The sequence below is a fragment of the Escherichia sp. MAL-1 genome, assembly GCF_052948035.1.
On record NZ_CM129609.1, the window covers coordinates 1,895,171 to 1,913,674 of the forward strand.

An 18,504-nucleotide genomic window follows, 5' to 3' on the forward strand; every position below is an offset into this window, starting at 1 on the left:
AGTCTGATAAAAGCTATACTTAACGGATAGCTTTCGCGACATAGGAAAGGGACATGATGCGTCGTGTAAATATTCTTTGCTCATTTGCTCTGCTTTTTGCCAGCCATACTAGCCTGGCGGTAACTTATCCATTACCTCCAGAGGGTAGCCGTTTAGTGGGGCAGTCGTTTACTGTAACTGTTCCTGATCACAATACCCAGCCGCTGGAGACTTTTGCCGCACAATACGGGCAAGGGTTAAGTAACATGCTGGAAGCGAACCCGGGCGCTGATGTTTTTTTGCCGAAGTCTGGCTCGCAACTCACCATTCCGCAGCAACTGATTTTGCCCGCCACTGTTCGTAAAGGGATTGTTGTTAACGTCGCTGAGATGCGTCTTTATTACTACCCACCAGACAGTAATACTGTGGAAGTCTTTCCTATTGGTATCGGCCAGGCTGGGCGAGAAACCCCGCGTAACTGGGTGACTACCGTTGAACGTAAACAAGAAGCTCCAACCTGGACGCCAACGCCGAACACTCGGCGCGAATATGCGAAACGAGGGGAGAGTTTGCCCGCATTTGTTCCTGCGGGTTCCGATAATCCCATGGGGCTGTACGCGATTTATATTGGCAGGTTGTATGCCATCCATGGTACCAATGCCAATTTTGGTATTGGGCTCCGGGTAAGTCAGGGCTGTATTCGTCTGCGCAATGACGATATCAAATATCTGTTTGATAATGTTCCTGTTGGGACGCGTGTGCAAATTATCGACCAGCCAGTAAAATACACCACTGAACCAGATGGCTCCAACTGGCTGGAAGTTCATGAGCCGTTGTCGCGCAATCGTGCAGAATATGAGTCTGACCGAAAAGTGCCATTGCCGGTAACCCCATCTTTGCGGGCGTTTATCAACGGGCAAGAAGTTGATGTAAATCGCGCAAATGCTGCGTTGCAACGTCGATCGGGAATGCCTGTGCAAATTAGTTCTGGTTCAAGACAGATGTTTTAAGAGCGTTGGTAATTAGAAAGCAAAAAGCCTGCTAGAAAGCAGGCTTTTTTGAATTTGGCTCCTCTGACTGGACTCGAACCAGTGACATACGGATTAACAGTCCGCCGTTCTACCGACTGAACTACAGAGGAATCGTGTGAACGGGGCGCATATTAATGGCAGTGCATGGTGATGTCAAAGGGTGAAATGCATTTTTTTGTTTGTTTGCTGTCAATTTCAACAAAGTGGTGAGCTTTCAATCTTATTGGGTAATGAACCATCGTGGTGCATACCCTCCTTTTATAGGGCAGGGGAACGCGACAGCTGATTAAAGGAGCAAATGACGAATCTATCATAATCTCTTATTTGACAGTTGGTTAGCTTGTACATCAACACCAAAATAAAACTGGCAAGCATCTTGCAATCTGGTTGTAAGTAATGGCGGCACTTGGGCCGATTCTTAAAAACCGGAGGCAACATGAACTTCAGACGCCTGAAATACTTCGTAAAAATTGTAGATATTGGTAGCCTGACCCAGGCTGCTGAAGTATTGCATATCGCACAACCAGCGCTCAGCCAGCAGGTTGCCACACTGGAAGGTGAGTTAAATCAACAACTTTTGATCCGTACAAAGCGGGGCGTTACACCAACAGACGCCGGAAAAATTCTCTATACCCATGCGCGGGCCATTTTACGTCAGTGTGAACAGGCCCAACTGGCGGTGCATAACGTTGGTCAGGCATTATCGGGGCAAGTCTCGATTGGCTTTGCACCAGGAACCGCTGCGTCATCCATCACCATGCCCTTATTACAGGCGGTTCGCGCTGAATTTCCGGAGATCGTTATCTATCTTCATGAAAATAGTGGTGCAGTGCTTAACGAAAAATTGATAAATCACCAACTCGATATGGCGGTGATTTATGAGCATTCCCCTGTGGCTGGTGTATCCAGTCAGGCTTTGCTGAAAGAAGATCTTTTTCTGGTAGGAACTCAAGATTGCCCGGGGCAAAGCGTTGATGTGAATGCTATTGCGCAAATGAACCTCTTTCTCCCCAGTGATTACAGTGCTATTAGACTTCGTGTTGATGAGGCTTTTTCCCTACGGCGACTCACGGCAAAAGTTATTGGTGAAATTGAGTCTATTGCCACGCTTACCGCAGCGATTGCCAGCGGCATGGGCGTTGCAGTATTACCCGAATCGGCCGCGCGTTCGTTATGTGGCGCAGTAAATGGGTGGATGTCACGCATTACCACTCCTTCCATGAGTCTCTCTTTGTCATTAAATTTACCCGCCAGAGCGAACTTATCGCCACAGGCACAGGCAGTGAAAGAGTTGTTAATGTCAGTGATTAGTTCTCCAGTGATGGAAAAAAGGCAGTGGCAATTGGTGAGCTAAGTGTTATATCGGGATGGAATAAGATGCGGGTTTTTATTATTTGTTATGCCGGGCATTAGACTTTAACAATAACGGGAAATCTGAACTGCCCGGAGTTTACCGTGAATTTCCAACAACTAAAGATAATCCGCGAGGCTGCACGTCAGGATTACAACCTGACAGAGGTTGCGAATATGCTTTTTACCTCACAGTCAGGCGTCAGCCGTCATATTCGGGAACTGGAGGATGAACTTGGCATCGAAATATTTGTTCGACGAGGTAAGCGACTGCTGGGCATGACTGAACCGGGCAAAGCATTACTGGTCATTGCAGAACGTATTCTGAATGAAGCCAGTAATGTTCGTCGGCTTGCAGACCTGTTTACCAACGATACGTCTGGCGTTCTCACTATTGCAACGACGCATACTCAGGCACGTTATAGCTTGCCAGAGGTCATTAAAGCTTTTCGCGAACTTTTCCCGGAGGTTCGGCTCGAGCTAATCCAGGGGACGCCACAGGAAATTGCGACATTGTTGCAAAATGGCGAAGCTGATATTGGTATCGCCAGCGAGCGTTTGAGTAATGACCCGCAGCTCGTCGCCTTCCCGTGGTTTCGTTGGCACCATAGTTTGCTTGTTCCACACGATCATCCCTTGACGCAAATTTCACCATTGACGCTGGAATCAATAGCGAAGTGGCCGTTAATCACTTACCGACAGGGGATTACGGGGCGCTCACGTATTGATGACGCATTTGCCCGCAAAGGTTTGCTGGCAGATATTGTATTAAGTGCGCAGGATTCTGATGTCATTAAAACCTATGTTGCTCTTGGGCTTGGGATCGGATTAGTTGCCGAGCAATCCAGTGGCGAACAAGAGGAAGAGAATTTAATCCGCCTGGATACGCGGCATCTTTTTGATGCTAATACTGTCTGGTTGGGACTGAAGCGAGGACAACTTCAGCGTAACTATGTCTGGCGCTTTCTGGAACTTTGTAATGCAGGACTGTCAGTTGAGGATATCAAGCGGCAGGTGATGGAAAGCAGTGAAGAGGAAATTGATTATCAGATATAGCAAAAAGCCCGCTATAAAAGCGGGCTTTTCAGGAATTTGGCTCCTCTGACTGGACTCGAACCAGTGACATACGGATTAACAGTCCGCCGTTCTACCGACTGAACTACAGAGGAATCGCTGTTGAGGCACATCTTAACGGCGAAAAATCTTTTGTCAAACCCGATTTTTAAATTCCCCAACTGTTTGCCGTTTCTATCAACAGTTTGTTGCATTTGCAGACAATTTGTTGGCGAAAATCTTTGCAGCTTTGCTGATTCTCCCTCATTATTTGAAATGTGGTTTCACTTTCTGCAATTAAGGTCGGCTTTGAATATCTCCTCTGCTTTACGCCAGGTTGTTCACGGCACTCGCTGGCACGCTAAACGCAAGAGCTACAAAGTGTTGTTCTGGCGCGAGATAACCCCGCTTGCTGTTCCTATCTTCATGGAGAATGCCTGTGTCCTGTTGATGGGGGTTCTGAGCACTTTTCTGGTCAGCTGGCTGGGAAAAGATGCGATGGCCGGCGTGGGATTGGCGGACAGCTTCAATATGGTCATTATGGCTTTTTTTGCTGCTATCGATCTTGGTACTACTGTCGTTGTGGCATTTAGTCTCGGTAAGCGGGATCGACGACGAGCGAGGGTGGCGACGCGGCAGTCATTGGTGATCATGACGTTGTTTGCCGTACTGTTGGCAACGCTTATTCATCATTTTGGCGAACAAATTATTGATTTCGTCGCGGGTGATGCCACGACAGAAGTTAAAGCACTGGCGTTGACTTATCTGGAGCTGACGGTACTCAGTTATCCAGCAGCTGCCATCACTCTTATTGGTAGCGGGGCACTTCGTGGTGCAGGGAATACGAAAATACCGCTATTGATTAACGGTAGCCTGAATATTCTTAATATTATTATTAGCGGCATATTGATTTACGGCCTTTTCTCCTGGCCGGGACTGGGATTTGTCGGGGCAGGGCTGGGTTTAACCATTTCTCGTTATATTGGCGCAGTTGCAATTTTGTGGGTGCTGGCGATTGGTTTTAATCCTGCGCTAAGGATTTCGTTAAAGAGCTATTTTAAACCGCTGAATTTTAGCATTATCTGGGAAGTCATGGGGATTGGTATTCCCGCGAGTGTCGAATCAGTGTTATTTACCAGTGGTCGGTTATTAACCCAAATGTTCGTTGCCGGGATGGGGACCAGTGTTATTGCCGGAAATTTTATCGCGTTTTCAATTGCGGCTCTTATCAACTTACCCGGAAGTGCGCTCGGCTCTGCTTCTACGATCATTACAGGCCGAAGGTTGGGGGTAGGGCAGATAGCGCAAGCAGAGATTCAGTTGCGGCATGTGTTCTGGCTTTCCACTCTTGGATTAACGGCCATCGCCTGGCTAACGGCTCCCTTTGCCGGGGTTATGGCATCGTTTTACACCCAGGATCCACAGGTTAAACATGTCGTTGTGATTCTGATTTGGCTAAATGCTTTATTTATGCCTATTTGGTCCGCCTCATGGGTGCTACCCGCTGGATTTAAAGGTGCTCGTGATGCCCGTTACGCCATGTGGGTTTCGATGTTGAGCATGTGGGGTTGTCGGGTTGTAGTCGGTTATGTGCTGTGAATCATGCTTGGCTGGGGTGTGGTTGGTGTCTGGATGGGAATGTTTGCCGACTGGGCTGTGCGGGCCGTGCTGTTTTACTGGCGAATGGTTACTGGACGTTGGCTATGGAAATACCCTCGACCCGAGCCGCAAAAGTGTGAAAAAAAGCCAGTTGTGTCGGAATAAACGACAAAATGCAGATTATTTCAGCAAACGATTTCAAATTTAAAAAACAGGCTTTGACATTGTGGGTGGGCATCGCTAATATTCGCCTCGTTCTCACGATTCCTCTGTAGTTCAGTCGGTAGAACGGCGGACTGTTAATCCGTATGTCACTGGTTCGAGTCCAGTCAGAGGAGCCAATTTAAGGGAAGCAGACGTTCACTGACGTCTGCTTTCTGCATTTCTATCAATTGGTTATCCCCTCTCAGTCGTTCACCCTCGTTCATTAAAAACCACTCGAAGCCATATCATTTTGATGGTAAAAATGCTGGTAATGCTGGTTCGATTTCCCTTTTACCAACAAACGAGGGGGCGTTTTCATGTCACTGACTGATATTAAAGCAAAAAATGCAAAACCCCTTGAGAAGGAATATAAGCTGACTGATGGCTTTGGTATGTTCCTTCGTGTTACCCCTAAAGGTTCGAAATACTGGCAAATGGCCTACCGTTTCGAAGGAAAGCAAAAACTTTTCTCTATCGGTGTTTACCCTGCTGTTTCTCTTTCTGACGCAAGACAACGCCGTGACGAGGCCAGAAGGCTTCTGGCTCAGGGTATTGACCCTAATGCAAAGAAACAGGCAGAGGCTAAAGAGCTTAAAGCCAAACGTGATAATACACGCTCCTTCAGAACAGTAGCCAAAGCGTGGTTCGCCACGAAAACAAAATGGTCTGATGATTATGGTGATGCCGTATGGAAGCGCCTTGAAACTTATGTCTTCCCGGTAATCGGTGACAAAGATGTTGCCGAACTGGATACGGGTGATCTGCTGGTTCCGGTGAAAAAAGTTGAGGCTCTTGGTTATCTTGAAGTTGCCATGCGCATTCAACAATACATTACGGCAATCCTGCGTCATGCCGTCCAGCAAAAGCTGATACGCCATAACCCAGCCTATGATATGGAAGATGCAGTTCAGAAACCACAAACTGAACACCGCCCTGCACTTGAGCTGGAAGAAATACCCCAGCTACTGAACAAAATTGCCGAATACAAAGGCCGCAGGTTAACCATACTGGCAATACAGCTCAATCTGATGATTTTCATTCGTTCCAGTGAGCTTCGTTTCGCTCGCTGGTCTGAAATTGATTTCAAAAGTAAGTTATGGGTGATACCCGAACAGCGTGAAGCAATTGAAAACGTCAAACATTCGACTCGTGGTGCCAAAATGAAGCGTAAGCACTTCGTTCCCCTTTGTAAGCAAGCTATGAGGATACTAAAAGAGATCCGACAACTGACTTATGAAGAAGGCCATGATGATGGATTAATCTTCACTGGCTGTTATGACTCGTTTAAGCCCATGAGTGAAAACACCATCAACAAAGCTCTTCGCAATATGGGATATAACACGAAGCAGGACATCTGTGGACACGGTTTCCGCACTCTGGCCTGTAGTGCCTTAATTGAGTCCGGGCTATGGTCAGAAGACGCTGTAGAGCTTCAGATGAGCCATAAGGAAAGCAATAGTGTCCGGGCAGCTTATACCCACAAGGCTAAACACCTTGATCAACGCCGTCTGATGCTTCAGTGGTGGGCCGATTTCCTTGATGCTAACAGCAATCATATGGTCAGGCCGTTTGAGTTTGCTTCAAATAAATAAAGGGAAAGGCCGTTCACGGCCTTTCAACTTCATGCTTAATTACACTCTATGCTGAATATGATACTGAATCTTTCTCTATCACTAAACCAGCGATTTTGTCCAGCATTATTTCCCAGAGTGCGTATTTTCTTTTGTGCTCAATAAACAGGGATTTTAAATACTCTTCTGTAGAAGGGATTTTTTCAGTCCATGTAATATCTTTACTGTAATCAATGCTTTTTTTCATATCAGATGCTGCATAGGTGTAGTATTTACTCTGAGAACGACTGATACTGTCCTCTGCCAGCACTCTACGGAGCAGAGTTGCAGAACATGCATAACCATGCCTGTAAAGTTCACTCGATAAGGTACGAACAAAAGAACCGCGTAATAAAGACATCATCTCTGCGATTTCATTTTCACTCGCATTAATGACTTCAGAATCAAGTTTTCCATAACTATCTGTCCCGGACAAGAAAAGAATAACAAACGGAAAGCCTTTTTTCTTTGCTATGCCAGAGAACAAATCCAGTGAGTCATTATTTTTCTCCACCCGATTATAGATATTATAAAAAATAACATCACACCTGTTCTTAAATCCGTCTATACAAATTGTTTTTGCCTGCTGAATCTCATCTTCTTCAATCAACGCCAGAGCCAACACCTCAGTCCATTTATCACGAAGCCCTGCCTGATCAACTGATTTATCTTCTTTGATTTTATTGAGAACCTGAATGGCTTCCTCAGTACACAGTTCATCAACCAGCAACTCAGCAAACTTAATGATGTATTCTGGCTGGTTCAGTTTTCTTTTCTCAAAGCATTGCCTGATGAAATCAACATCCCTGATATACAGACTTAACTCAACAGCATAATTAACATCACCTGTCTTAAGAAGACTTTCCCTTAAAGCACGAATAACATTGTATCCCAGCTCTTTTTTATACTTATCAAAAATATCAAAGTTAAAATATACATCACCTTTAAGCACGGAAAGTATTTTATCCGCTATAACATCAATGCTTTTGTCTTTTTGTAGGGACAGGGATTTTAACCATGTTTCGACAGCACCATTATAATAGTCCATCCATGATCCATCTGATGTATCAGCAATTTCGCTGATTTTATCAAATGAGAGCAGTAAATCATGGCAAAACGCCTCGGTTTTTTCAGGCAGCGTTGATACCGTCTTTTCAAGTGGAAATATGACATTCCTGTATAGCCCCTCAAAAAAAACCGCTGCTTCATAATAATCATAAAAGCGTTTTGTTTTAATTACCCTTTTGTATTCAGCCTCAGCCTTTTTCAGTGATTCTTCTGGAGTTAACAGATATTTATTAATAATAAAGGATTTTGCCTGACCATTACTCTCTGCAATATCACAAATTATTTGCATGAGTTGATCGGCAGGCATTTCCTTGAGTAAAGCAAGTTGTTTCTTGTTCAGTTTAGCCATCATCACATCCTGATAATGTTTGGTAGACGCATAAAAGCTAATTGTACTAACACAAGGACAGGACATTCAATAAATGCATTAACATAATGATTTAAAAAGAAATCTGTAGCACACTGTTCATTGATGAAATGCACTATTTACCGTAAAATATCCCCCATCACACAGTAACCTGATACAGATACGTGGAATGGTCAATGAACAAACTTTCGCCTGAAATGCCCGAACTGCAATCAATGAATATCACTGCCGATAACATCACCAAGCTTAAATCATTGTTTCCTGAAGCCTTTAATGAAAACGGCATTGATTTTGACGTTTTAAAACAGCTTTTGGGTGAAAATGTAGACGAAAAAGAAGAACGCTATGGCCTGAACTGGCATGGTAAGCGTCAGGCTCGTCAGCTTGCTCTTACCCCTTCCCGTGGCACCTTACGCCCATGTAAAGATGAAAGCGTTGATTGGGATAACACCAAGAACCTCATGATCGAGGGTGATAACCTTGAAGTGTTAAAGCTTCTTCAAAAAAGTTATGCCGGAAAAGTGAAGCTTATTTACATCGATCCGCCTTACAATACCGGTAAAGATTTTGTCTATCCTGACAACTTCCAAGATAATATGAAAAATTATCTTGAAATTACTGGACAGACAGAAGACGGAGCACGTTTAAGCACAAATACAGAAACCAGTGGGCGGGTAATGACTCTAACTTATTGATAGTGTTTTATGTTCAGATAATGCCCGATGACTTTGTCATGCAGCTCCACCGATTTTGAGAACGACAGCGACTTCCGTCCCAGCCGTGCCAGGTGCTGCCTCAGATTCAGGTTATGCCGCTCAATTCGCTGCGTATATCGCTTGCTGATTACGTGCAGCTTTCCCTTCAGGCGGGATTCATACAGCGGCCAGCCATCCGTCATCCATATCACCACGTCAAAGGGTGACAGCAGGCTCATAAGACGCCCCAGCGTCGCCATAGTGCGTTCACCGAATACGTGCGCAACAACCGTCTTCCGGAGCCTGTCATACGCGTAAAACAGCCAGCGCTGGCGCGATTTAGCCCCGACATAGCCCCACTGTTCGTCCATTTCCGCGCAGACGATGACGTCACTGCCCGGCTGTATGCGCGAGGTTACCGACTGCGGCCTGAGTTTTTTAAGTGACGTAAAATCGTGTTGAGGCCAACGCCCATAATGCGGGCTGTTGCCCGGCATCCAACGCCATTCATGGCCATATCAATGATTTTCTGGTGCGTACCGGGTTGAGAAGCGGTGTAAGTGAACTGCAGTTGCCATGTTTTACGGCAGTGAGAGCAGAGATAGCGCTGATGTCCGGCGGTGCTTTTGCCGTTACGCACCACCCCGTCAGTAGCTGAACAGGAGGGACAGCTGATAGAAACAGAAGCCACTGGAGCACCTCAAAAACACCATCATACACTAAATCAGTAAGTTGGCAGCATCACCGACTGGTTAAATATGATTTACCCACGATTAAAGCTTGCTAGAAACTTGTTGAAAGAAGATGGGGTTATTTTCATATCAATAGATGATAGTGAACAAGCAAATTTGAAAAAAATATGCGATGAGATATTTGGCGAGGAAAACTTCCTTGCATGTATCGCATGGGAAAAAAGATATACTCGTAGTAATAATGCCAAAAGATTTTATTCATTAAAAGATTCAATCTTATGCTATAGGAAATCTGATGCATTAGAGTATGTTAAAGAAGCAAGAAATGAAAAATCAGACTCTAATTATAGCAATCCAGACAATGACATCAGAGGGGACTGGACAACATCTTCATACATAAACCCCGCAACCAAGGAACAGCGTCCAAATTTAGCCTATGAAATAACCAGACCATTAAATGGCGAACAAGTCACGCATCCAACTCATGCTTGGAAGTATAGTATAAATGAACATTTGAAACATGTTGATGAGAAAAGGTTGTGGTGGGGTAAAGATGGTACTGCACAGTACCCAAGATTGAAATTATTTTTATCTGAACAGACAGATGGTTTAGTGCCGATTGATTTATGGAGTTATAAAGATGCCGGAACTACTGATGAGGGAGGCAGTGAAATAAAAGCACTTTTTGATAAGGTTGTTTTTGACACACCAAAACCTAAAAAATTAATTAATAAAATGCTATCAATAGCAACCAACAATGAATCCAATGATATAGTTCTAGATTTTTTTTCAGGTTCAGGAACTACTGGACACGCGGTAATTGAGAAAAACACGGAAGATAATGGAAATCGTAAATTTATTTTAGTACAACTTCCTGAGATTTTATCTGAAGAAAATAGAGATCAGAAAGTAGCTGCTGATTTTTGCGATTCGATACTAAAACCTAAAACAATAGCCGAACTGACCAAAGAGCGCCTGCGTCGTGCAGGTAAAAAAGTTCGTGAAGACAATCCTGACTGGAATGGTGATGTCGGTTTTCGTGTGTTTAAACTCGATACATCTAATATCCGTCCGTGGGAAGCCACAGCAGAAACCCTTTCAGAACAGATTGATGCCTATGTAAGCCCAATCCTTGAAGGCCGTAGTGAAGAAGATTTGCTCACAGAGTTAATGCTAAAGCGTGGCATTGACTTGAGTGTTAACATTGAAACCCGTCAGTTTGATGGATTAACCGTTTCTTGTGTTGACGGTGGAAAATTGTTTACCTGCTTTACCCGTCAAATCCCTGCCTCTTCTGTTGAGGAACTGACCAAGGGGATCATCGACTGGCATAAGAGTTTGAAGGCTGGCAAAGATACTGTCTGCTATTTTCTTGATGACGCATTTGAAAATAACGTTGCTAAAACAAATCTTTGCGCCATTCTGGAACAACATGGCCTGACTAACCTGCACAGCCTGTAAGGGAATGAGATGAAACTACATTTTGAATCTGACCTTACCTATCAGCAAAACGCCATAACTTCGGTCTGTGATTTGTTTGAAGGGCAAGAGAAATGGGAAAGCGAAATGACTGTGCTGGCCCCAGCTCAGGGTGCACTCTCATTTGAAGGCGCAACAGGTTCAATGCCTGTTAACCCACAAATACCCGAAGATGATGTACTGCTTAAAAATCTGAACAATGTTCAGTTAAAAAACCAGCTTCCACCTTCACCTGTGCTCGACAGCCATGATTTTACTGTCGAAATGGAAACAGGGACAGGTAAAACGTATGTTTATCTTCGCACCATGCTGGAGCTGAATAAACGCTATGGCATGAGTAAATTTATTATTGTGGTTCCTTCAGTTGCTATCAAGGAAGGCGTTTATAAAACACTACAAATAACTGAAGAACATTTTAAAAGCCTGTATGCGGGTATCCCATACGAATACTATCTTTACGATTCGGCAAAACCTGCTGATGTTCGAAATTTTGCAACCAGTTCTGTTATGCAGATCATGGTAATGACTGTGGGCGCGATTAACAAAAAAGATGTTAACAAGCTCTATCAGTCCAGTGAAAAAACAACTGTGGACGATCTGGATAAGCCCATTGATTTAATCCGTGCTACACGTCCAATTATTATTGTCGATGAACCGCAAAGTGTTGATGGTGGCTTGAACGGTGCGGGTAAAACCGCACTTGATGCTATGCACCCTATGTTCACCTTACGCTATTCAGCAACGCATGTGCATAAACATCATATGGTGTACCGCCTTGATGCCATTGATGCTTACAACCAAAAACTGGTCAAACAGATCGAGGTTGCCGGGCTTGAAGTCCAGAATGCAAGCAACAGCCCTTATGTGAAACTGGTCAGTATTAATAGTAAGAAAAATGTTATCAGCGGTACTGTTCTTGTTGATATAGCCGATAAAAAAGGGAACGTAAATCGTTCAGAGATTACCGTATATGACGGTATGACACTTGATGACGGAACAGGACGTGATATTTATCAGGGTTACCGGATAAGCGAGATCCGCACGGGCAAAGAAGGCTATCTTACACTGGAAACGCCTTCTAATACATATTATATGAAAGTAGGTGATGTCGTAGGTGATATTGACCCTATGCTCATCCAGCGTCATATGATCAGACGTACAATCCGTGAACATCTGGATAAAGAACTTCGCCTGAATTCCCAGCAAATCAAGGTTCTTACCCTATTTTTCATTGATAAGGTTGATTTCTATCGCCAGTTCAATGAAGAAGGACTTCGTGAACCGGGTGAATATGCTCGTATCTTTGAAGAAGAATATCTAAAAGCGATCAAAAGCCCCGCATATAAAGATTTGCTCCCTTCTCATCCAGAACATGCTAAAGACGTTCATGATGGTTATTTCTCCATTGATAAAAAAGGTGGATGGGCTGAAACAACCGAAAGCAATAATGCAGGCCGCGAAAATGCGGAACGCGGTTATAACCTCATCATGAAAAATAAAGAGAAGCTTTTGAGTTTCTCGAATCCAGTGAGGTTTATTTTTTCACACTCTGCTTTGAAAGAAGGCTGGGATAACCCCAATGTATTCCAGATCTGTAGCCTTCGAGAGATGGGAAGTGAACGAGAACGTCGTCAAACATTAGGGCGTGGTCTTCGCCTGTGTGTTAACCAAGAGGGTGAACGTGTTCGTGATGACAGCATTAACATTCTGACTGTAATTGCCAGTGAAAATTATGAAGCCTATGCTGAACGACTACAGAGTGAAATTGAGAACGAAACAGGCATCCGTTTTGGTATCATCGAAAAAGATGCGTTTGCACATCTGATCGCCTCTGATTACCCGCAAGGTGTAGGTATCGCAGGTTCACATGAGATTTGGGCTGAACTCCAGACTGAAGGTTATCTGGAAAAATCGGGAAAAATAACTAAAGCACTGAAAGAAGCCCTTTTCAAAAACACTTTTGCTGTTGGCGAGAAGTACGCCTTACTACAGGAACAAATTGAAACTATCCTACGTAAATCAGCAGGGCGACTCAATATAAACAATGCTGATGAGCGTAAAACAATCAAATACCGGAAAGAAGTCTTAAACAGCCCGGAATTCGAAGCGTTATGGCAGCGCATTTGTCAAAAAACGCTGTACCGTCTGGCATTTGATGAAGATGAATTGATTAAATCCTGTACGAAATCACTTTCTGAAATGCAGCCTGTAGCGAAAGCAATGGTCAGTTTCAGCAAAGCAACAATCAAACAAAGTCAGTCAGGTCTTGATGTTAAGGCGAAGACTAATGGTACGACAAGCTCTGTTATTGATGTTGCAGAGCAGCCACTACCAGATATTCTTGGTGTTCTACAGGAAAAAACCGGACTGACAAGACGCAGTTTATGCACCATCCTTAAAGAGAGTGAAAAACTTGCTGATTTTGCTAAAAATCCACAGCAGTTCATCAGTGAAGCTATAGGCCGAATCAACTACTGTAAACGCCTGTCAATTGTTGATGGTATTAAATATTATCCACTAAAAGGAGAGGTGTATGCGCAAAGTCTCTTTATGGATAAGGAGCTAACAGGATATGCCCGCAATCTTTTCGAAACCTCGTCTAAGTCAGTTTACGAATATGTTCCTAAAGATTCTGAAGTCGAAAGTCGTTTCGCTCAAGAACTCGAAGAACAGGATGAAGTTAAGCTTTATGTGAAGCTTCCCGGCTGGTTTAAAATCCCGACACCATTAGGGACTTACAATCCTGACTGGGCCTTAGTTATTGAGGATAATGGTGAAGAACATATCTATTTTGTTGTCGAGACTAAAAGTAAACACATTGGTCTTGGTCATGAAGAAGATGCGAAGATAGCCTGTGGAACTGCGCATTTTAGTGCTTTAAAAGCAGAAAAAATCAATGCAGCAAAATATGTTCGAGCCACAGCCCTTACAGAAATAATGAGCAGCCTTTAAATTATATAACTGGCCTTTTAGGAGGCCAGTTTATAACTCACAAAATTAAAATATAAAAAAACACATTTCAGTTTTATTTTGCCTTGTGTGGTTAGGGGGGGTTATGACAATCCTGTTTAGATGATAATTTTGATTTTTCTTACTGAGTATTAATACCCTATAGCTAAGTAAGTCCCTGTCATAGTCGTTTTAATTGCTGAACTAAAAGCATAAGAAAAACTACCAGAATATGGTGTTCCCCACATTCTTTCCATTGCAGCACCACCAACGTCTACTGGAGAGAATTGAACGCTGAATATATTGGAAAACTTATATGTTTTACCATTCGCAATAAATGTTGGCTCATACGTTTTAAATTTGGACTCAAAATAACTTAATCCATCAAGCGAGCCATAATCAGTTAAGTTCTCACTTAATGTCCCCCACATCATTTTCATACCACCGGGCAAAAACATTCCACCATTTTTAGTTTTACTTGATACAATATTTGTCCAATACCCATCAATACAATACATTGGTGTTCCATTACCTGTTCTTCCCATAAGTCCATTAGTTGAGCAAGAATCCCCCTCGCTTACTGTTCCATTAACCTGAACAAATTCACCCACCGTAGCGCGTCCTGTGGATTCTAATGTAGCGCCTTTGACATTTTTGGCGGCCTCTATGTTTCCAGAGGCATAAATATTACCAGAACTATTCATATAAGCATTTACAGTTCCTCCAGAACCTGTTCCTACTGTTCCAGCGGCATATACATCAAGTGTTCTTAAACCACCACCCCAGCCAGATGGCAACTCATTTGGATCATACCCCATTAAACCAAGCCTTTGATCTATTTTGGCATTTCTATCAACTTTTAATACTGTAGTATAATCAGCAGCATTAGGAGAATATATACTTAAATACCTAGTTCCATTATCTAACCTTATTTCATAGTCTCCACCACCAGCATCACCACCAAAACCTATAGCGTCCCCATATCCATTCTTAGCCCACACCCAATTACCGGCTGAAATATTACCGTCCGCATCAATTTTTCCAGTAGCTTTAATGTTTCTTGCTTGTAGGTCGCCTGTCGTCGTAATGTTGCCAGTGGCATTGAGCGCGGCGACATTGTTAATATTATGCCCATCTAAGTTTAAATCGCCAGTCATTGGCAATGTTCCATCACGTCTTAAATATACAGAATATAACGCACTATTAAAACCAACTCTAAATGCTAACTGTCCAGTGGATGTGATATTATTAAAATTAGCAGACGTTTCTGTCCATTGACCACTATGCCCAGAAGCAATAGATGTTGTTTTAGTCATACCGCTATCTATACCAGCGGTTTGCATGGCATTCCCTAATAAATCATAACGTGTTTTACCGCCTTCAATCCATGCCGTCGATGTCGTTATAAGACCATTAATAACATAGTTAGGTGTAGTTCCATCACGTTTTAATATGATTTTATACGAGGATTTATTAGCATTAGTGCCTGTATAGGTTGAAGGTAGTAAACCTTCATTAATCAATGTCTGGTAAGTAATTTCACATACTGAACCTGAACAGGTTCTTGGACCCGGATCGGTTCCTGTTCCGGCAGCATTGGATAAGGTTGATAATTTATCATAACGGATATTTATATAGCCATTAACTGCTTCACCGATCTGTTTCATTTGTTGCCCGACAGCAGAAGCCAATATACTCTCCTGTTCATTTTTCATATCCTGAAACTTCATAAAAGCCACTATCGTCCCAACACCTAAAACAAGAGTTAATTCTAGTAAAGAGAATCCTTTTTTAATTTTCATTTTCATCGTCCTATTTTATATTCACGTATTAATTAATTATCAAATAACAAACAAAAATCAAGATACAGATAAAAACAAATCCCCAGCCATATTAAAATTAAGCTAGAGATTTGTCAGGACGTGAAATATAAACCTAAAAATTATATTTTATTATTTTATAGATGAAAAAATCTGATTATATAAGATTATGAATCATTATACTGATAGATATATCATCATAAATAGAATGTCAAATCTTTTAATGAAAGTTAACGATAATTATCTATTGGAATTTTTTCTCAAATAAGTGTCAAATAGTTTATATGCATTATCAAGTTTTTCTTCCTTTCATGCTCGCCAGAAATAACATTCCGCTTCTTTTAAATCTTTCTTTATCATCTGGATGTAGGTGGGGTATCTCTAGTAGCATACCTAAAACAAGATCCTTATCCACCGTAAAAACATCACAATCAAGAGCCTTGGCAACTTCAGCCCCTAAAATTATTTTCTGACGTGTCTCTATCTGTTTAGCTTCTTTCTTAGACTTATATTGCAAACGATTTAAACGCATCTGAGCAGATGCTAATTGCTGCTCCAGTGTCTTTTTTATTCGTGGTTTCTTTCTGGTTTGCTCTTTATCTGAAATATCACTCATTTTCTATCCTCTTATAGTTCCATGATACATATATATTTCTTATATATATGTTAGTCAATGAGGATATTTGAAAAATTGGATTATTATTTCTTTTTATACGATGGGAGCTTTTCTTTTAACATATTAAAGCAGTTGATAACATTCTCATGCTCTACTGAAAAATGATCTATACTCCTTTTCAGAAGATCATTGGCAACATCAACGATAAATTGACTTCTTTCACTATGATTATAGACAGTAAATACATCAGCTATCCAATGATAGCAGCAAAGCGTCAACAAAATACAATAGTCTTGATATTCTTTAATGCCTGATAAAAAAGTACATCCGTTATAATCCACTTGCCTTGTTCTTCTATAATATTGTTTGAGCGTGGGCTTTATTATTATTAAATTATTTTTAACTATATCATAGTGAATGTCATCCTGAACGTAGTCGTTTTTAAGAAAAAAACTATTGCTGTGAACATATAAAGCATAGGCAATTGTTTCAGTAGATATTCCATATTTTTCGCATAAAGCCGTTGAGACAACAGGATTGTTTTCTATATATTTTATAAACTCACTTTCTTTCAAGTTTTTTGTTTTAGTTTTATTCATATATCCCTCACTATTATTATATCCGATTAACGACGGAAGGTTTCTGGTCTTTTCCACTCAAACACTACTGCATGACGTTCTTTGTCTCTTTCTTTTTTTATTTCTTCTGCTCTACGCTGAGAACGGATCTGTTCACGCGCTATACATAATACTTTCCTACGTTCCTCTGATGTTAATTTTTTTCCTTTAACTTTAGTAGCGGCATGAACAGCATCATCAAGAAATCTCTTTTCCGTTAATGACACTCTCTGTAATCTTCCAGCACGGTGTTTTCTTTCGTTTTTTAATTTACATGAAGTATTATCGATAAAATCTTCTGCTACTTGTTTTTTATTGTCCACTATATCCTCCTTGTTTTTTATAATATATTATATCAATACAATTAAAACAAAAAAAACTCAAATTATTTCATGCACTTTATCTAATTTATAGTTTTACTTACCTTTCGTTAGTGCCTTGATGAAATGGCACCTACCTACTAATATTTTTTCACTACTTTTTTAAATTATTTTTTTGTACTAGTAGTACTAGAATTTTATTAGATTAGGTTCTGGGGTTTTAGATGGCGACTTTCAGTCGTAGTAGTTTTCCGAAGGAAAACTTAGTTTTTCTAGAGCTTCGCCTCTCCTAATCCGGGCATGAAAATTTCAAAATAGTTTTAATATTTTTTATTTTTATACCCGTAATAGAACAAGGCGCTTCTCATGCTATGGCTTAGAGTTGCAATACGTTTCCATATTGCGACACCCTTCTGCACTCCCATAGTCAACATCATAACTTTAAAAACATTTCTCGTTTTACTAAAGAAATTACACTGCTGTTTTTATAAGCTTTAGATGTGCGCTTCGAGTTGATGTTACGCAGACTCCCCGCTTTGGCATCGACAATAACCTTGAGAATGAATCAAACACTTTCGCTCCTACCTTCTCAGACCTGTACAATCAGGTTTAACGTTATTGCTTTCGAGAACTAAAATGTTTTTGGAAATGGTATTTGAAAAGCTTGTAAAAAGTTGAGATTTAGATTTGACAAATATGAAAAGATTATTTAATACTTTATTATATTTGTAATCACGTTCCGTTTAACTGATTACAAGGCTTCAAAAGTCGGCAAAACTTTTTTAGTCCTTAAAAAGTCAACTTTGGAAGTTGGCTTTTTTTGTATCTTTATTTTATTTACAACACCGCATTTAGATTGTCAAATAAAACTCAAAAAAAATATTTTAATAGCACATGATCTATTATCACCTATAAGCAGCATTTGGTGATTGCCACAAACAATAACATCGCCGGAATAGGGCTTCGCACTGTTAATGATGGATTTATAAAAAATTTGTTTACAAGAGTCTACACAAAAATGCAACACCACCTGCACGTAAATACACAACACATAT

At 41.5% G+C, this 18,504-nt stretch carries 11 protein-coding genes, 3 tRNA genes and 3 pseudogenes; 9 read left to right on the top strand and 8 right to left on the bottom strand.

What is annotated here, in order from left to right; all coding sequences use genetic code 11:
• Positions 1-53 precede the first annotated feature (53 nt).
• Positions 54-989: a L,D-transpeptidase gene (gene ldtA, locus ACU8XX_RS09130; RefSeq protein WP_072163087.1), complete on the top strand. Its 936-nt coding sequence runs from the start codon at positions 54-56 to the stop codon at positions 987-989.
• 55 nt (positions 990-1,044) lie between these two features.
• Here ldtA and ACU8XX_RS09135 read toward each other — a convergent pair.
• Positions 1,045-1,120: transfer RNA gene (locus ACU8XX_RS09135), tRNA-Asn, on the bottom strand.
• 326 nt (positions 1,121-1,446) lie between these two features.
• On the opposite strand from ACU8XX_RS09135, the gene nac reads away from it, so the two are divergent.
• Both nac and cbl read left to right on the top strand, forming a co-directional pair.
• Positions 1,447-2,364 carry a nitrogen assimilation transcriptional regulator NAC gene (gene nac / locus ACU8XX_RS09140; protein WP_001011462.1) on the top strand — a complete coding sequence of 306 codons (918 nt, stop codon included), beginning with the start codon at positions 1,447-1,449 and terminating at the stop codon, positions 2,362-2,364.
• A 101-nt stretch (positions 2,365-2,465) separates the two neighbouring features.
• The gene (cbl, locus tag ACU8XX_RS09145; RefSeq protein ID WP_001011008.1) at positions 2,466-3,416 is read left to right on the top strand and encodes an HTH-type transcriptional regulator Cbl; all 951 of its coding nucleotides are present in this window, start codon (positions 2,466-2,468) and stop codon (positions 3,414-3,416) included.
• Between the two features lie 37 nt (positions 3,417-3,453).
• Here cbl and ACU8XX_RS09150 read toward each other — a convergent pair.
• Positions 3,454-3,529: transfer RNA gene (locus ACU8XX_RS09150), tRNA-Asn, on the bottom strand.
• Between the two features lie 160 nt (positions 3,530-3,689).
• Between ACU8XX_RS09150 and yeeO the strand changes: the two are divergent.
• From yeeO to ACU8XX_RS09165, 3 genes and pseudogenes are all read left to right on the top strand, one after another.
• Positions 3,690-5,177, top strand: a pseudogene (gene yeeO / locus ACU8XX_RS09155) (toxic metabolite efflux MATE transporter YeeO).
• Between the two features lie 100 nt (positions 5,178-5,277).
• Positions 5,278-5,353, top strand: a tRNA-Asn gene (locus ACU8XX_RS09160).
• Between the two features lie 180 nt (positions 5,354-5,533).
• Positions 5,534-6,808 (top strand): tyrosine-type recombinase/integrase, encoded by a 1,275-nt coding sequence (locus ACU8XX_RS09165; protein WP_112034162.1) that lies wholly within the window; start codon positions 5,534-5,536, stop codon positions 6,806-6,808.
• A gap of 46 nt (positions 6,809-6,854) precedes the next feature.
• Here the strand turns inward: ACU8XX_RS09165 and ACU8XX_RS09170 are convergent, their stop codons facing one another.
• A complete protein-coding gene (locus ACU8XX_RS09170; RefSeq protein WP_240765455.1) occupies positions 6,855-8,243 on the bottom strand; it encodes a SpnT protein in 1,389 nt (462 codons plus the stop codon).
• A gap of 194 nt (positions 8,244-8,437) precedes the next feature.
• Between ACU8XX_RS09170 and ACU8XX_RS09175 the strand changes: the two are divergent.
• A pseudogene (locus tag ACU8XX_RS09175) lies at positions 8,438-8,944 on the top strand (site-specific DNA-methyltransferase); the annotation flags it as partial.
• Between the two features lie 5 nt (positions 8,945-8,949).
• Here ACU8XX_RS09175 and ACU8XX_RS09180 read toward each other — a convergent pair.
• Positions 8,950-9,647, bottom strand: a protein-coding gene (locus ACU8XX_RS09180; protein WP_103215986.1) for an IS1-like element IS1A family transposase whose coding sequence is annotated in 2 segments (ribosomal slippage) — positions 8,950-9,398 and positions 9,398-9,647 — 699 coding nt in all. Because the reading frame shifts where the segments join, the coding sequence is not laid out codon by codon here.
• A gap of 52 nt (positions 9,648-9,699) precedes the next feature.
• Here ACU8XX_RS09180 and ACU8XX_RS09185 point away from each other — a divergent pair.
• Both ACU8XX_RS09185 and ACU8XX_RS09190 read left to right on the top strand, forming a co-directional pair.
• A pseudogene (locus ACU8XX_RS09185) lies at positions 9,700-11,109 on the top strand (site-specific DNA-methyltransferase); the annotation flags it as partial.
• Between the two features lie 9 nt (positions 11,110-11,118).
• The gene (locus tag ACU8XX_RS09190) at positions 11,119-14,079 is read left to right on the top strand and encodes a type III restriction-modification system endonuclease (protein WP_240765457.1); all 2,961 of its coding nucleotides are present in this window, start codon (positions 11,119-11,121) and stop codon (positions 14,077-14,079) included.
• 149 nt (positions 14,080-14,228) lie between these two features.
• On the opposite strand, the gene ACU8XX_RS09195 is transcribed toward ACU8XX_RS09190, so the two are convergent.
• The 4 genes from ACU8XX_RS09195 to ACU8XX_RS09210 all read right to left on the bottom strand — a co-directional run bounded on the left by ACU8XX_RS09195 (position 14,229) and on the right by ACU8XX_RS09210 (position 17,452).
• Positions 14,229-15,884 (bottom strand): shufflon system plasmid conjugative transfer pilus tip adhesin PilV, encoded by a 1,656-nt coding sequence (locus tag ACU8XX_RS09195; RefSeq protein WP_117093280.1) that lies wholly within the window; start codon positions 15,882-15,884, stop codon positions 14,229-14,231.
• A gap of 304 nt (positions 15,885-16,188) precedes the next feature.
• Entirely contained in the window at positions 16,189-16,512 is a 324-nt protein-coding gene (locus tag ACU8XX_RS09200) for a conjugal transfer protein TraD (protein ID WP_001280266.1), read from the bottom strand.
• Positions 16,513-16,595: 83 nt separating this feature from the next.
• Positions 16,596-17,111 carry a hypothetical protein gene (locus ACU8XX_RS09205; protein ID WP_112034168.1) on the bottom strand — a complete coding sequence of 172 codons (516 nt, stop codon included), beginning with the start codon at positions 17,109-17,111 and terminating at the stop codon, positions 16,596-16,598.
• 26 nt (positions 17,112-17,137) lie between these two features.
• Entirely contained in the window at positions 17,138-17,452 is a 315-nt protein-coding gene (locus ACU8XX_RS09210) for a hypothetical protein (protein ID WP_000368989.1), read from the bottom strand.
• Positions 17,453-18,504 lie beyond the last annotated feature (1,052 nt).